Source organism: Nocardia sp. NPDC051463, assembly GCF_040681975.1.
GTDB lineage: Bacteria > Actinomycetota > Actinomycetes > Mycobacteriales > Mycobacteriaceae > Nocardia.
Window position 1 is genome coordinate 304,943 of record NZ_JBFBAB010000002.1, and the last position, 15,293, is coordinate 320,235.

Genomic DNA, 15,293 nt, shown 5'->3' on the forward strand with positions numbered 1-15,293 from the left:
GAATTCGCAAACATCGCAAAATATGTGAATCTCGCCCGCAAAATTCTGCTGTTGCAAGGTGTTTTGCATCGAATCGGTCGTGCGTAGCGTGCGAAGCGACACTGAACCGGAGGATGCATGAAGACTCACACTGTACGTGCACGCAGCGCCGCCGAGGACTTTCCGCGCTCGGAGCACCTCGCTTCCAAGATTGCCGAGGTCGCCACCGACCCGGTCGAGGTGACCGCCGAGGTGACCGAGATGATCGTGAATCGGCTCATCGACAACGCGGCGGTCGCCGCGGCTTCGCTGCTGCGCCGTCCCGTCACCAGTGCTCGTCGGCAGGTGACCGCACAGCCCTACGCTCCGCGGCCCGGGCGGTCGGGAGCCCCCGTGTTCGGCTTGCCCGCAGTGCACCGGGTGTCGCCGGAGTGGGCGGCATGGGCGAACGGAGTCGCGGTGCGCGAACTGGACTTTCACGACACCTTCCTGGCGGCCGACTACTCGCACCCCGGCGACAACATCCCGCCGATCCTCGCAGTCGCCCAGCACACCGGCCGCTCCGGCGCCGAGCTGATACGCGGTCTGGCGACCGGCTATGAAATCCAGATCGACCTGGTGCGGGGAATCTGCCTGCACGAGCACAAGATCGATCATGTGGCGCATCTCGGCCCGTCGGCTGCCGCGGGGATCGGCACGCTGCTCGGACTGGATACCGAGACGATCTATCAGGCGATCGGGCAAGCCCTGCACACCACGACTGCCACCCGCCAGTCACGCAAGGGCGAGATCTCCAGTTGGAAGGCATACGCGCCGGCCTTCGCGGGCAAAATGGCGGTGGAGGCAGTTGACCGGGCGATGCGCGGCGAGGGCGCGCCCGCGCCGATCTGGGAGGGCGCGGATGGCGTCATCGCCTGGCTACTCGGCGGTCCGGATGCCGAGTACCCGGTGGCGCTGCCAGCGCCCGGTGAGGCCAAGCGTGCGATTCTGGACAGCTACACCAAGGAGCATTCCGCCGAGTACCAGAGTCAGGCGCCCATCGACCTGGCCCGCCGAATGCGTGTCCGCATCGGCGATCTCGATCAGATCGCCTCGATCGTGCTGCACACCAGTCATCACACCCATGTGGTGATCGGGACCGGATCGGGTGATCCGCAGAAGTTCGATCCGTTGGCCAGTCGGGAGACCCTTGATCACTCGGTGCCCTACATCTTTGCGGTAGCGCTCCAGGACGGCGCGTGGCATCACGAGCGCTCCTACGCGTCCGAGCGCGCGCAGCGGCCCGACACTGTCGCGCTGTGGCGCAAGATTTCCACCACTGAGGATCCGGAGTGGACCCGCCGCTATCACGCCACCGATCCGAACGAAAAGGCGTTCGGGGCACGGGCTGTGGTGACGCTGAACAGTGGCGAGACCATCGTCGACGAACTCGCCGTCGCCGATGCGCACCCGTTCGGTGCGCGGCCGTTCGCCCGCGAGCAATACCTCGCCAAGTTCCGGACACTGGCCGAGGACGTGCTGACCGCTAGCGAGCAAGATCGCTTCCTCGACGTCGTGCAGCGGACCCCGGAACTGGTGGCGGGCGAACTGGATCAGCTGACGTTCACCGTCTCCGACGCGTTGCTCAACCGTGCGCCTTCGATCGGCGAGGGGATCTTCTGATGTCCACGATCACCGCTGCTGCGTTGACAGCGCCCTCAATATGGCCCCCAGACCAGCGCCTGCGCGGCGATCACATTCTCGCCGTTGTAGGTGACGGCGGGGGGACCCTGCAACCGATAGCCCTGATCGAGCAGGTCGCTGACCCGCTCGCAGAATGCCGCGTCGTCGACGCCGGTGATCAATCGGTAGCGCAAGGGTTGATCGTCGGTCATACCGCCAGCTTAAAGCGGTGTGCGCGATGAGCGGGCCGATTGCCGTCGCGACGAGCGCAGGACAGAAACGTGTCGCCCTGCGCGCGGGTCTCGGGTCCGGTCGTATCCAGCGGTGGCCCGGCGCTTTCAACCCGTTGGTGGCCAAGCTGATCCAGGAGATCGGCTTCGAAGGCGTCTATGTATCGGGCGCGGTGATGTCGGCGGAGCTCGGCTTGCCCGACATCGGTCTGACCACCCTGACCGAGGTGACCGCGCGCGGCAGGCAGATCGCCTCGGTCACCGATCTGCCGGTGCTGATCGATGCCGACACCGGCTTCGGTGAGCCGATGAACGCTGCCCGCACCGTCACGTTGCTGGAGGAAGCCGGGCTGGCGGGCTGTCACATCGAAGATCAGGTCAATCCCAAACGTTGCGGCCATCTCGACGGCAAAGCGGTTGTCGCCGCCGAGGAGATGGTCCGCAGGATCCGCGCGGCCGTCTCGGCCCGCCGCGACCCGAACTTCGTCATCTGCGCGCGCACCGACGCACGCGGCATCGAGGGACTGGACGCGGCCATCGAACGGGCAGGCGCATATGTGGATGCCGGGGCGGACCTGATCTTCATCGAGGCGCTGGCCGATGCCACCGAATTCGCGAAATTCCGCGCGGCGGTGAATGTTCCGCTACTCGCCAATATGACCGAGTTCGGCAAATCGGAATTGCTCTCGGCCGGAGTGCTGGAAGACCTCGGCTACAACGCCGTGATCTATCCCGTCACCACGCTGCGCCTCGCGATGTTTGCGGTCGAACAGGGTTTGCGTGAAATCGCCGCTACCGGAACACAGTCCGATCTGGTCGGGCGGATGCAACACCGAGCGCGACTCTATGAATTGCTCGAGTACCAGAAGTACAACGACTTCGATTCCGGAATCTTCAATTTCACCGTGAGCGAGTGATCGACATGACCGAGATCAAGAAGGGCCTGGCTGGTGTGGTGGTCGATACCACCACCATCTCCAAGGTGGTGCCCGAGACCAACTCATTGACCTACCGCGGCTATGCGGTGCAGGACCTGGCGTGGCACTGCGGTTTCGAGGAGGTCGCTTACCTGCTCTGGTACGGCGAACTGCCCGACGCTGCCCAACTCCAACTGCTCAGCCAGCGCGAACGCGCACAGCGGCGGATAGATCGTTCGATCCTGTCCCTGATCGGGAAGATGCCGGAATCGTGCCATCCGATGGATGTGGTGCGGACGGTGGTCAGCTACCTCGGCGCGGAAGATCTCGAAGAGAACCTCGGCGATGCGCCCGAACAACGGGCACTGCCGGCCAAGGCGCTGCGGTTGACCGCGGTATTGCCGACGGTAATCGCCGCGGACATGCGCCGCCGTCGTGGGCTGGATCCCATTGCGCCGCACGCGCAGCTCGGATTCGCCGAGAACTTTCTCAATATGTGCTTCGGGCAGCTTCCCGACCCGCGGATCGTCCGTGCCTTCGAAATCTCGCTCATTTTGTACGCAGAGCACAGTTTCAACGCTTCGACGTTCGCCGCACGGGTCGTCACCTCCACTCGCTCGGATATGTACAGCGCGATCACGGCGGCCATCGGTGCGCTCAAAGGTCCGCTGCACGGTGGCGCCAATGAGGCTGTCATGCAGGCCATGCTGGAAATAGGTGATCCCGAGCTGGCGGCGGAATGGTTGCGCGCCAAGCTCGCCGGCAAAGAGAAGGTGATGGGTTTCGGGCACCGGGTCTACAAGAACGGCGACTCCAGGGTGCCGACCATGCGCGCCGCCCTGGAGCAGGTGGCCGAGGTGGCCGGCGGTCAGCGTTGGCTGCGCATGTACACCGAGCTGGAGCGCGCGATGGCCGAGATGACCGGCATCAAACCCAACCTGGACTTCCCGGCGGGCCCGGCCTACTACCTGATGGGTTTCGATATCGAGATGTTCACGCCGATCTTCGTGATGAGCCGTATCACCGGGTGGACCGCCCACATCGCCGAGCAGGCGGCCGCCAACGCTCTCATCCGACCGCTGTCGCTGTACACCGGCGTGCCACAGCGGGAGTTGCTCATCGGAGGTGGGATGCACCCGTAGGCATCCCGGGCGATCTCTCCGAACCGTCTCCGAGCCGAGCAAGCGTTTGGTGTAATCGGGGAGATCGAACCGAGCGTTCCGGCACGGCCGTGTCGCCGCGAGAAAGCGAGTGAGCGGTATCGCAGGTTTCCTCACCACCTTCGACGCCATCGACTTCGACATCCACCATCAGGTCGTCTCCGGCAACGTGGTCATGACGAGCGCACGGATACGTTGCGTGGCAACGGCCGCGATACACCGCTTCCCGTGATGGGGGTCTTCGAGGTGACCGACGGTGCCATTACCGCCTGGCGTGACTACTTCGACATGGCAGCCATCAACACGGCATTCGGTTTATAGGCCCGACGTCGGGACCGGCAGCGCGACGATGGGCTGTCGAATCGACCGATCAGTGCGGCTCTGCGGCGCGCGGGGACGCCGCAGGCAACTCGAAATGCCGGGCGAAAGCCTCGTCGATCAGTTCCGAAGCGGCGCGGGTAACGATGAGCCGTGCGATGGCCAGATCGGTCTCGAGCCTGGCGCGATCCTTCGGCGTCCGTCCGGACTGCTCATAGGTTTGCCCCGCCAGTCGGTAGAACAGTTCCGTGGCATACCGGTCGGCGATCCGATCACAGTCCGCTCGGAGCCGCTCGACCAGATGGAAGGTGTCCGTCGCGGGTAATCCGGAGTCGGCGAGCCGGGTGGCCAGATCACAGGCACGTGGGTTCGTGAGTCGATATGCCTCGAGCGGGTCATCGCTGGTGGCGAGGGCCTGCTTCGCGTACTCGGGAAGGTCGGGATAGCTGTCTTCGGGCTGCGGTTCGGCCGAAGAGGCTGGTTCCGGGCTGTCCTGACTGCTGACGCCGAGGACGTCGGCAAGCCCGTCGCCACGATCCCAGGCCTCCAACAGCTCGCGGATGCCGTTGAGTTTCATGCCGCGACCCAGCAGACGGCTGATCGTCTGCAGCCGGTCGAGATGGTCCGACCCGTAGTAACCGATCCGCCCGCGCACCTCGGGGGAGGGCAGCAGCCCTCGCTCGTGATACACGCGAACACTGCGCACGGTGGTGTCGGCTGCCCGTGCCAGTTCGTCGATTGTGAAGTGTGATTCTGCAGCCATGTTTACCAGGAAACCATAATCGGGGCCCCCTCGAAAATGGACCGTTCAATAACGCGCCGTCAAAAAACGGTATCGCAGGGTTGCCACCGTGTCAACGTGCCGTTACTTAGTGGCGCAAAGTGTTGCCTGCAGGGCCAACGGCGCGCTACCGTGCGTCTACCAGCTATTGCGGCTGGGTTCCGGGGACTGTCGAGCAGCCCTGATGACCTTCCGATCCATGGGACACGCCTCTTTGTCGGCGTACCCTCGGCATCCCCGGAGATGGCTATGAGCATTACGCGGATCGCGCCGCTGAAGACGGAAACCCCGGCACCGGCAAAGATCTCACCGATCAAAACCAAGTCGACCCAGCGCCCACCATGCGCGGACGGGCCCGACAGCTGGGACATGGACGCCGGTAACCCCGACGCATGGCGAACCGCAATCGGCACCTGCCAGAGCTGCCCGTTGCTCGCGCAATGCCAACAGTTGGCGCAGACTCTCATCACTCGTGGTGACGGCCCCCGTGCGATGATCTGGGCAGGCGTCGCCTACGACAATTCCGGCAGTGTCATCGAGAACCTGGAGCGGCACCGCACGGCCCCGATCGATCACAAACGGCCCATGCAGATCATTCGCAATGGCCCTCGGCAGCTTCGCACTACACCCACGCTGACGGCTCCACGCAGGCATATTGTGCTCGGCCGACCGCTGAAACCCACCGGGACCGATGCGATGTGACTAGGCTGCATTGACCTTCGACAACGAATCTCTCTCTGATAGTGGGTAACTCATGACAACGCTGGCATTGGAGATCGCTACCTCGTGGTTCGCAGCCAGTGAGATCGCTGCGGACGTGGATACCGATGACGTCCGCAGGATCGCGGTCCCGGCCCGCGGGGCATGGGAACAGTGCAGTGAAATGTTGCTCGAGGTCGCGGCAGGCCGAGAGGTCACCGCATTGGGCATCGCTTCGGCGGGCCCGGTCGATATGGCAGCCGGTGTGGTTGCGCCACTCGACGTTCCGGAGTGGCGAGGGGGTTTCGCCATCGTTCAGGCGGCACAGGCCTTGTTTCCGAATGCCGCCGTCCGCGTCGCCCTCGATGGGGTGTGCCTGACCCTCGGCGAACGAAACATCGGTGCCACCCAAGAGGTGATGGACTCCTTGGCGATCTCGGTGTCCGATCGTGTCACCGGCGGGATCATGGTGGGTGGATTCGTGGTGGTCGGACGGACCGGCAATGCCGGTCACATCGGGCACGTGCTGGTCCCGGGTTTCGACGACCGCTGCGAGTGCGGCAGTCGCGGCTGTCTGGAGGCTGTCGCCAGCGGCAGGGCGGCGCTGCGGTGGGCGCAGGCACAGGGGTGGGGCGGGTTGACGGTCGCGGCGCTGGTCGAGGCTGCACTGGTCGGCGAGGAGATCCCGGCTGCCGCGATGGGGCGCGCCGGCACAGCTCTCGGCAGGGCGATCGCGTCGGTGGCCGCGATGCTCGATCTCGGCCTCGTGGTCATCACCGGCGTGCTCTCCGAAGCTGGGCCGGCACTGTGGAAACCGCTGAACGAAGCTGTCGCTACGCACGCCAGGCTCAGCTTCTTGTCCGGGCTGCGCGTCGTGCCATCGACGCTCGGCCCGGTGGCAATGCTGGCGGGAGCCGGGGTGCTCGCGCTGACGGCCCCAGGGAACTGACCAGGGCGGCGACAGTCGAGGCCGCTATCGATCACGGTGGTGGCACCGTGACAAAGAGGGCTTGCCAAGCGACGGTTGATTGAGCCGCTAAATAACGGTACATTGCCTAAGTCACAGGATGTCTCATCTGGGTCATGCCCGGAACAACGGCTGAAGCGGGCAATGTGCGATGCGAAGTGAAGCAGTGATTCCTTGGGTGACGGTGGAAACCCTCACGCCTGGCGTCATGTCGGTGGCCTCCATCGGTAATGAGCCGCGAGGTTTCGCGGGGTGGCAGCGTGCGCTGCAGCGGATGCTGTCCAAAACGCCCGCGCTTTATGACAATCTCACCACTCCGATCCTCACCGAGGCCATCAGAAAAGCTCGCGATCAGGCCGAGGACGTCGATCTCGCGGTGCCGACCGGTGCTGGTCCGCACCGGCTGCTGATCAGGCCGGTGTTCGGGCCCGCCGGTGATGTGCACGCGGTCCGACTGTGGCTCGGGCCCGCGTCGGCGCAGGTGCCCCCACTGAATCCCGCGGTTGGTGTGATCTGGGACCTCGGTAGCCAGACGCTCGAGCAGCCGAGCGGGATGACGCAGTTATCCGGCATTTCGCCCGAGCAGTATGCCCCCAGGATGTCGATCGCCGAGTTGTTTCACCGAGTGTCGACTTTTGATCGGCATGCCGAGGTGCTCGACCTGCTTTACAATCCCAAGCCCGGTGACAAGATGCAGTTTGAGACCTCCGTCGCGCACGGCCCGGCCCGCCCGGGGCGTTGGCGGATCACCATTCGGTCACGTGACGACGAGCGCGGACGCGGTGCGTGGTGGTTGATCGAGGATGTCACCTCCGACGATGAGCCGTCGGCCTGGCCGACGCTGGAGCGCATCGGGTTGCGGGAAGCGCATCGTCGCGCCGGCACTCATCTCGCTGTTATCCAGCTCGAACACACCACCATCGCGCATTGGCTCACCGATCCGGCGCCCTGGATCCGATGGGACTATCTCTTCCGGCCGGTGGACGTCTTCCATGCCGACGATCGACCTCGCTTGGTCGAACTCAACGATCGGCTGCAGTCCGGTGACAGTGTGGGGGTTACGGTCCGGGCCCTCAACTATGGCGGTGGCTACACGCCGACCTCGGTCCTGCTGTACCCGTATCCGGGGTACTCGAGCGGACGGCTGGCGATCGCGCAACTTGTTCGTGTCGGCTACGACGTGCCCGTGCTCGAGCCGAGTCGCATGTCCATGGAGCCGCGGCAACGGAGTGCGCCCATCGGCTATGACGACCAGCTCCGGCACTGGCTGGCGGGCCGGATGCAGCGCAGCCCCGCATGGTGACATGTCATTCCCATTGTTGGGAATGGGTACGCGGTTGGGATCGATTGTGCTCTCTACCATTTCGGGAGTGAGGACATTGGCTCGTGGGCAGTCGGAATCGGGTGAAGCTTTGCTTCGCCGGATGGCTGCTCGCCGCCGCCGCGACAATGTTCTGGTCGCCGTGCTCGCGGTGCTCGCTGCGCTCGGTGGGGGTCACGCGATATTCAGTATGTTCTCCTCGGGGCCGCCGCCGCCATCGGACAACACGACGACCGCCATTATCGGTCGCGCGCAATTGGCCGGGTCGTTTGCTCAGCAATTCGTCGTCACCTATTTGACTTCTGTTGCCGGACAACAGGATCGGATCGGTGAGTATGTCGGCGCGGGTCAGCAGGTCTCGTTGCCGGCGACCGCGCGGCAGGTGGCGGATCCGGCCGTGGTCTATGTTTCACGGACGAACTCCACCGGCGGCCTCGATGTCTGGTCGGTGACGGTGTCGGTGCGGGTCGCCAAAGGGGCGACGGTGACACCCGCGGACCCGCGATACTTCTATCGGGTCGCGGTGTCGTTGTCCGAGGGCCGGTTGCGGGCTCTGTCGATCCCCGCGGTGGTGGAGGCACCTGGGCGCGGTGCCGATCTCGCACTGGCGTACTCCACCCCCTGTACCTCCGAGACTCCGCTGGCGCAGGTCGCGTCCGGATTCCTCGGTGCGATGCTCGCGAATTCGGGCGAGGTGGTCCGATACACCACTCAGGACGCGGGTATCACCGCATTGAAGCCGGCGCCGTTCACCGCGGTCGATCTGGTTTCGGTGTCCGCCGACGACACGAGCTGCGGCGTAAGTAAAACCAAGGCGCAGGTGTTGGCCACCGTCAACCCGAAGGCCGACGGCGGCGCTACCGCGACGCTGGCATACCCACTGTCGATGGTCCGCAACGGCGGACAGTGGCAGGTGGCGTCTATCGATTCGGTGCCGGCACTGTCGAATCCCCTTGCTGTTGTCGGAGCACAGGATTCCCGCGGCGCAGGTACGTCATCCAGTACCTCGACCGCGCCTCCGACAACAACAGTGCAGATACCGCCGGCCAAGCAGAACTGATCCGAGAAGAGGCACCCGATGGGTAATCTCAGCTACATCCTCTATGGCTTTCTGATGTTTGTGCGCTGGGCAGGATTGATAATCATCACCATCGGCAGTATGGGGGTGCTGATTTCCGAGGCGTTCAAATCGAAACTGTCGCCTGCCAAAATCCTCGCCGTCACCGGATCGGCAATTCTCGCCGCGGTAATGTTCTGGATTTTGCCGACTCTCGTCAATTATGCTCGCACGGACTCGAACATCGTCGTCCCCGACCATCCGATCGGTGGCTATCGGTGAGCCAAACGATCAAGGTGTACACGCCGATCAAGCGCGTCCCCACCATGATCGGTAAGGCGCAGAACGGTCAGAAACTTCCTTTCGGGCCCTACACACTGCCTCAGGTCGCCGGTGGAGTGGTGTTGATAACCGTTACTTCGGTGTGCGCCATGTCGTTTCCGGTCAACCCCGCTGTCACGTTTGTGACCGGTCTCGTCCTCACGGTGGGCGCCGTTTTCGTCATCGGCTTGGTGCCCTACACCGGGGTTCGGATGACCTCTCGAGCGCTGTGGGTGGGGCGGCTCATCGTGAATCGCAAACCTGTGTCCGCCTCGGGCATGCCGATCAGCGCCGAAGAGTCGCGCACCACGCTGTTCGTCGAGGAGTCGGTGGTTGTGCTGTTGCCCGATGGGCCGAGGGACACCAGCGCCGCCAAAAAGAAACGCAATACGGGAGCCCAACTCCTCGAGGTGATCAGCAGCGGTTCGATGTCGGACAGGCGCGGCTGATGGCGTTCGGACGGGATATACAGCCCACGGCGGCGATTCGCGGACACCTGCAGTTCACCCATTCCGGTTTGGTCACCGCGACATACTTCATCAACCCACTCGGCTACGGGTTGCGGAAGGCGGGCGACAAACACGACGTGAAGGTGGCGCACCACGCGTTGATCAACAGCTTGCCGAACGGTTCTCTGCTGCTGGGTATCCAGGCGCGGTTGAACACGCTCGACGTGCTCACCAAGATGGTGGAGGGTGTCGATCTCGACGAGTGCGAGGACTACGCCGACGAGGTGGTCGCCTCCTTCGAGCGGGTGCGCGCGATCGTGCCGCAGACGCGAATATTTCTGCTGACCATTCCGGTGGGCGCCGCGAACGCGGGTATCTCCGCACTGTCACGAGTGTGGCGCGGCAGCACGGCCACGATCGATGCCACCGCGATCTCCCGCGCAGAGTTGGACGCCTACGACAAGAAGGCGAACGAGATCCTTTCGCGCATCGGCGGTGATTTCGATCCGGTTCCGGTGCCCGCCGCGTTGTTCCAATGGCTGTGGGAGCACTACCTGTCGCGTGGCGCTGCGGGCGATCCGGTCGCGCCGACCCGGGCGGGCGCGCTCGACGATGCGACGGCCGCGGTGTTCCGCTCCGCAGCACTGGACGAAGGGGCACAGGCCGACAGCAACCGGCGAATCCGGCCATCGTTCATCCCGGTGATCAAGGTGGTCCAGCCCGACTTCGAGTATCAGCCCTCCTACCAGGCGATGCTCACACCGCACTCGTTCCCGTATGCGGGGATGAAGTTTCCCGGTGGCAGCGAATTCCTGAGTGTTCTCGAGGGCCTCGGTGACGTCACTGTCGACTGGGGCATGCGGATTTCGACCAAGCCCGCTGACCAAGTGCTCAAGAACAACGAGCTGAACTTGCGTCGCTTGGGCGAACAGATGGACCAGCGTGACCAAGAGGTCTCCTTCGCGCAGAACACGTTGACATCGAAAGCTCAGATGCTCGGTGAGTACAACGAGCACTTCGAGGTCAACAGTGGTGAGTCGGAGGTGTCGTTCACGACGGTCGTCGCGATCGGCGGGCCATCGCGCGAGACGACGATGGACGCGGTCAATGCGCTCAAGCGTCGTTACAAGCGTTTCCAGGTCGAGATGACCGCGCCGGTCGGCACTCAGGTCGATCTGTGGTCGATGCTGATACCGGGTACCGCACCTCGGCGGGCATTCGACGATTTCGCCCACATCGTTCCCTCGGATATGTGGGCAGGCTTCGTGCCGTTCACCACCAACCAGGTGGGGGACGACAGCGGTCCGGTCATAGGTGTCAATCTGTTGTCCGGCCACTTCGAGCCGATTCATTTCGGCATCATGGAAGCGGCGCTGCACGATCTGTCGGCTTCGTTCGCGGTGACCGGTGAGCTGGGCTCGGGTAAGTCGTACTTCCTGAAACTCATGGCGGTGTTGGTCCACGATATGGGTGGCCAGTTTCTCGCCATCGACCGTAGTCAGGTCGGCGAATGGGAGCACTTCGCCTCGGCGATCGATAATGCCGTCATCATCGACTTGGCGAATCCGACGGTGTCTTTGGATCCGCTGCGGCTGTTCGAACCGAAGATCGCAGGCGAGCGGGCACTGGACTCGATCCTGCCGCTGCTCGATCTCTCACCGACCTCCGGCGCGGGCGCGGCCGCCAGCAATCTGCTGACGCCGAAAGGCATGGCCGAGCACGGCATTCGTAGTCTGCTCGATTTGTTCCATGTGGTCCAACGACTGCGTGACCAATCGGGAAATACCGACGAATACGCCGACCTCGCCGCGCGGCTCGGCACCGTTATCGAGCGGGTGCCTGTCCTCTTCGATCCGAAGTTGCGACCGTTGAAGCTCACTGCCGCGGCGACCGTGGTGCGCAGTCACAATCTGGCATTGCCCACGGCGGAGGAACTGATCACGCCGCACCTCTACAACCGGTTGCCACTGACGAAGCGACTCGGGACCGCACTGTATGAGCTGGTCGGTGTCGCGGCACGAGAAGCGTTCCTCTCTGATAACGGCCGGTTCGGGCTGCTCGTCGGCGACGAAGCGCACCACTTCACGCAAACTCAGGTCGGGTCGGCCGTGACCTCGGACTTCAGCCGTGACGGGCGCAAGCACCTGGCCGCGATCGGCTTGGCCTCCCACGATCCGGCGACCGACTTCCAGGGCGCCGCGCACAACCTGATCCCCAACCGGTTCATCTTCCGGCAGCGCGATGAAACACTGGCCCGCAACAGCCTGGAATGGCTCGGCGTCGATCTGGAGGAGGCGCCGTTTCTGCTCCAGATTTTGCGTGAAGAGACCTCGCCGCCGATCGGTCCAGGTCGGCAAGTTCCCGAGGAACGGCGCGGGGAGATGTTCATGCGCGATGCGTTGAACCGGATCGGACGCGGAAAGGTACTCGGCCCGGCTCGGTTGGACCGTGCCAAGGCCATCACCAGCACGCCGACCAGCGTCAACGGTATGCGCGCTGCGCTGACACAACGACAAGTCGTGCCATGATCGGCCGTTTCGCTCGGGATCGCGGACTGCGCACGACGCGGAAGTCCTTCTCGGCGTGGGAAATGGAGTTCTGGGACGCAGCGCGTTGGCGGCCGCGCACCGTCATACAGCGGGTGCACGAATGGTCTACTGCCACCCGCCGTCGACGGTGGACAACGTGGATCGTGTCGATGGTATTCGCCATCATCGTGGTTCCAGGCATCATCGGCGCGGTGGCCACCGCGCACGCCTTTTCGACGGGCCGTGGATCGTCGCCCAATGTCGGAACAAGCTGGATGAATGTCAAGGACTCCTACAACGTCCCGGTCTCGAGCTACATGATCGTTATCGATCACGGGGGTTTGCTGAACCCTGGGAATACTGCTCTTTCCCTGGTTATCGGAGTTATATTCGCCGGGTGGTTGGTCATCACGACCTCTGGGATCTGGTTGATCGGGTTCGCATTGGACTTCAGATGGCTCGATATGATCGGGTCGGGATTCAACTCGGCGGCGAAGTCGCTGGTTCATATCATCGCGACGCCGCTGATGTTGGCGACTGCTGCGACGATCGGTGCGTTCTTTGTCGGCTGGTTCATCATACGTGGGTATCACGCAAAAGCGGTGATTCAAGTAGTGACGATGTTTGTCGTCGCAGTTGTTGGCCCAATTTTTCTTGCGGATCCACTCGAGGATGTCCTTTCGTCGGATGGATTGCTGGCGCAGGGTCGGAACGTAGGACTTTCTGTCGCCGCGGGTTTGAACGGCAATAGCAATCCGAACCCGAACCAGCTGATTGCTACCTTACAGGTCGATATGGCCGACAACTTCATTCGACGCCCGTTGCAGCTTTGGAATTACGATCATGTGGTCGACGACCAGCCAGGGTGCAGCTCCGCATGGACGAGCGGGATGATGAGTGGTAGCGAGGATCAAGTAAAGAAAGGACTGGAGGGCTGCAACGACGACTACGCGGTGTGGTCGGCCAATAACCCGGGCTTCGGAAAGATCGGTGCCGGTTTCATTCTTCTACTCGCCGCCATCATCCAGCTCATCTTCTCTGGATTCTTTGCCGTCAAGGTGGTTTCGTCGGGGCTACGTGCAATCTACCACGCGATTATGGCGATCTTCGGGTTTGCCGCGGGAGGATTCGTCTACGGAGTGACCCAGACATTCCTGGTCCGCAATCTGGTCGACGCCATCTATTCCGGGATATGCATGGCGGGCTATACGATCTTCTTGGCATTTGAAATGCTGATCCTGCGTGCCTTCTATACTCAGGCCGGTAGCCAGGTCATGATGGTGGCCTTCATTACAGCACTTCTCCAGCTCGCGGTCATCCTCCAGTTCAGGAAATTCGGTACGGGCCTGCAGAGTGGTAACCAATGGCTGGCGAACCGAGTGGCGCTGGCAGTGCAGGGGCCCGGTAAAGGTGGGGGCGGCGGTGGTGGTGGAACAGCACTCGGTATGGGTGCTGTCGGGGCTCGCCGCACGATGGGGGCGGGAGCGCTCGCCACGCTCGGCGTGATCAGCACAGTGGGTGGTTCACCCGTCACCGAATGGATGTGGGCGAAAACTCGCAGTCCCTTCAGGCCCTATGCCAGGATGGAAAAGCGGCAGCTCTCCAGGGCGCTCCCTTATACCTCGCAGCAGTGGTATCAGGACTCGAATGCTCAATCGATCATGAAATTCGTGGAGTTCTCGAATGGGGCGCGCGAATACGCGACGAGATGGGGTGGAATCAACACCTATCGCGGCGCTGCGGCCGCTATTCAGGGCATGATCGACATGGGCGGCTCTATTGACAATGCCAAGGGTGCTCTCGTTGGCGCTGGATTCACCGACGAAAAGATTATGACTCACGCTATTCGTTCGTGGAAGCGTGCCGCTGATGACGCCGAGGACGAAACTATGCAGTACAAACACCTCGGTCATGTCGTATCCGCTATGCAACATGCGCAGCGGTCTTCGTACCGTCTCGAGCGGGGATTGGGTTCGGCCGACGAAGCTGCGGCGGATTTGGCGACGCTGCAGGAAGCCTCTTTCCGCTTCCATCGGGCGAACGATAATAACGTCACCCTCGACGGCGGTCGTCCGATGGGTCGGGAACGAGCATTCCTCAACGATTACTTCGAACGTCCATCGGCGGCGAAGATGAAGAGCCTCATGGAGCTCGCGAAGTCCGATAAAGCCGATGGAACGGGGCTGCTGAAAGGCATTTCTCCGCAGGATGCGCAGCGTATGCGTAACTGGATGGGCAATGAACACGCCAAGAGGGTCCTCGGATCTGTTGACCAGCTTCTGCTGGATCCTGCCGACAAACAGCGGTTCCGTGACACCAGAGGTGCCGTCGGGGCTGCCTTGAATACCGATATCTGGGTATCGGGCAAGGATCCGACACCTTGGCATTCGATTGCGCCGCCGAAGTCGGATGCGGCTAGTGTGGGCCGGTCGCCGGTCATGGATCAGGTCCGCGGGATGTTGAACGATCACTTCGTGGGTGCTCCGCGATGATCCAGCTGTTCTGGTGGAAAGCGGCGGTGGCGGCGCTGGGCGTGCCGATTCTCATACTCCTCTTCCTGCTCGTGGCGGCAACCCAGGCGTTCTCCGCGGAGTCGTCGGCGGATCTGGTCTATCAGTGCGACAGCGCAGTGGGGCCGGATCCGTCGAGCACGGTGACCCCAACCCGTTCACCGCCACGGAACACGGCGGCGAGAACGACGCCGACGACCTCCAGACCCGCGACGCCGACGACCAACCCGTATGCGGAATTGACCATTGCGCCTGGAGATGCCAACGCCTCCGACTGGCTGCGTGCTTGTATCGCCGCGATGAAAACCGCACCATCGCAACGAGCGCAATTGCAAACTGCTGAGACCGGGTTCGCCAGCCAGTGTGCTCGTGCGATCGCACTCGACCAGTTGTC

Annotated in this window: 14 protein-coding genes and 1 pseudogene; 12 read left to right on the forward strand and 3 right to left on the reverse strand. The window is 63.1% G+C overall.

The genetic code is table 11. The features are described from left to right. Positions 1 to 117: 117 nt before the first annotated feature. Positions 118 to 1,641 carry an MmgE/PrpD family protein gene (locus tag AB0M74_RS07055; protein ID WP_364902550.1) on the forward strand — a complete coding sequence of 508 codons (1,524 nt, stop codon included), beginning with the start codon at positions 118 to 120 and terminating at the stop codon, positions 1,639 to 1,641. 35 nt (positions 1,642 to 1,676) lie between these two features. Here the strand turns inward: AB0M74_RS07055 and AB0M74_RS07060 are convergent, their stop codons facing one another. Continuing rightward, complete coding sequence (locus tag AB0M74_RS07060) at positions 1,677 to 1,853, reverse strand: DUF1737 domain-containing protein (RefSeq protein WP_364902552.1); 177 nt, start codon at positions 1,851 to 1,853, stop codon at positions 1,677 to 1,679. Between the two features lie 26 nt (positions 1,854 to 1,879). On the opposite strand from AB0M74_RS07060, the gene prpB reads away from it, so the two are divergent. The 3 genes and pseudogenes from prpB to AB0M74_RS07075 form a co-directional block, all read left to right on the forward strand. Beyond that, a complete protein-coding gene (gene prpB / locus AB0M74_RS07065) occupies positions 1,880 to 2,788 on the forward strand; it encodes a methylisocitrate lyase (RefSeq protein ID WP_364902554.1) in 909 nt (302 codons plus the stop codon). Positions 2,789 to 2,793: 5 nt separating this feature from the next. Further along, positions 2,794 to 3,930: a bifunctional 2-methylcitrate synthase/citrate synthase gene (locus tag AB0M74_RS07070; protein WP_364902729.1), complete on the forward strand. Its 1,137-nt coding sequence runs from the start codon at positions 2,794 to 2,796 to the stop codon at positions 3,928 to 3,930. Positions 3,931 to 4,048: 118 nt separating this feature from the next. Next, positions 4,049 to 4,269, forward strand: a pseudogene (locus AB0M74_RS07075) (limonene-1,2-epoxide hydrolase family protein); the annotation flags it as partial. Between the two features lie 49 nt (positions 4,270 to 4,318). On the opposite strand, the gene AB0M74_RS07080 reads toward AB0M74_RS07075, so the two are convergent. Continuing rightward, on the reverse strand, positions 4,319 to 5,029 hold the full coding sequence (locus tag AB0M74_RS07080; protein WP_364902556.1) for a MerR family transcriptional regulator: 711 nt from the start codon (positions 5,027 to 5,029) through the stop codon (positions 4,319 to 4,321). Between the two features lie 267 nt (positions 5,030 to 5,296). On the opposite strand from AB0M74_RS07080, the gene AB0M74_RS07085 reads away from it, so the two are divergent. The 8 genes from AB0M74_RS07085 to AB0M74_RS07120 all read left to right on the forward strand — a co-directional run bounded on the left by AB0M74_RS07085 (position 5,297) and on the right by AB0M74_RS07120 (position 14,881). Further along, the gene (locus AB0M74_RS07085) at positions 5,297 to 5,749 is read left to right on the forward strand and encodes a hypothetical protein (protein ID WP_364902559.1); all 453 of its coding nucleotides are present in this window, start codon (positions 5,297 to 5,299) and stop codon (positions 5,747 to 5,749) included. Between the two features lie 52 nt (positions 5,750 to 5,801). After that, complete coding sequence (locus AB0M74_RS07090) at positions 5,802 to 6,695, forward strand: ROK family protein (protein WP_364902562.1); 894 nt, start codon at positions 5,802 to 5,804, stop codon at positions 6,693 to 6,695. A 169-nt stretch (positions 6,696 to 6,864) separates the two neighbouring features. Continuing rightward, complete coding sequence (locus AB0M74_RS07095) at positions 6,865 to 8,016, forward strand: GAF domain-containing protein (RefSeq protein WP_364902565.1); 1,152 nt, start codon at positions 6,865 to 6,867, stop codon at positions 8,014 to 8,016. A gap of 67 nt (positions 8,017 to 8,083) precedes the next feature. Further along, positions 8,084 to 9,094 (forward strand): conjugal transfer protein, encoded by a 1,011-nt coding sequence (locus AB0M74_RS07100; RefSeq protein ID WP_364902567.1) that lies wholly within the window; start codon positions 8,084 to 8,086, stop codon positions 9,092 to 9,094. Positions 9,095 to 9,112: 18 nt separating this feature from the next. Next, complete coding sequence (locus AB0M74_RS07105; RefSeq protein ID WP_364902570.1) at positions 9,113 to 9,373, forward strand: hypothetical protein; 261 nt, start codon at positions 9,113 to 9,115, stop codon at positions 9,371 to 9,373. After that, positions 9,370 to 9,861, forward strand: coding sequence for a hypothetical protein (locus tag AB0M74_RS07110; protein WP_364902573.1), 492 nt, complete (start codon positions 9,370 to 9,372; stop codon positions 9,859 to 9,861). The genes AB0M74_RS07105 and AB0M74_RS07110 overlap by 4 nt, the downstream gene beginning before the upstream one ends. Then, on the forward strand, positions 9,861 to 12,389 hold the full coding sequence (locus AB0M74_RS07115; RefSeq protein ID WP_364902575.1) for an ATP-binding protein: 2,529 nt from the start codon (positions 9,861 to 9,863) through the stop codon (positions 12,387 to 12,389). The genes AB0M74_RS07110 and AB0M74_RS07115 overlap by 1 nt, the downstream gene beginning before the upstream one ends. Beyond that, complete coding sequence (locus tag AB0M74_RS07120) at positions 12,386 to 14,881, forward strand: hypothetical protein (protein ID WP_364902578.1); 2,496 nt, start codon at positions 12,386 to 12,388, stop codon at positions 14,879 to 14,881. The genes AB0M74_RS07115 and AB0M74_RS07120 overlap by 4 nt, the downstream gene beginning before the upstream one ends. Before the next feature lie 121 nt (positions 14,882 to 15,002). On the opposite strand, the gene AB0M74_RS07125 is transcribed toward AB0M74_RS07120, so the two are convergent. After that, positions 15,003 to 15,146 (reverse strand): hypothetical protein, encoded by a 144-nt coding sequence (locus tag AB0M74_RS07125; RefSeq protein WP_364902580.1) that lies wholly within the window; start codon positions 15,144 to 15,146, stop codon positions 15,003 to 15,005. Positions 15,147 to 15,293: the final 147 nt, after the last annotated feature.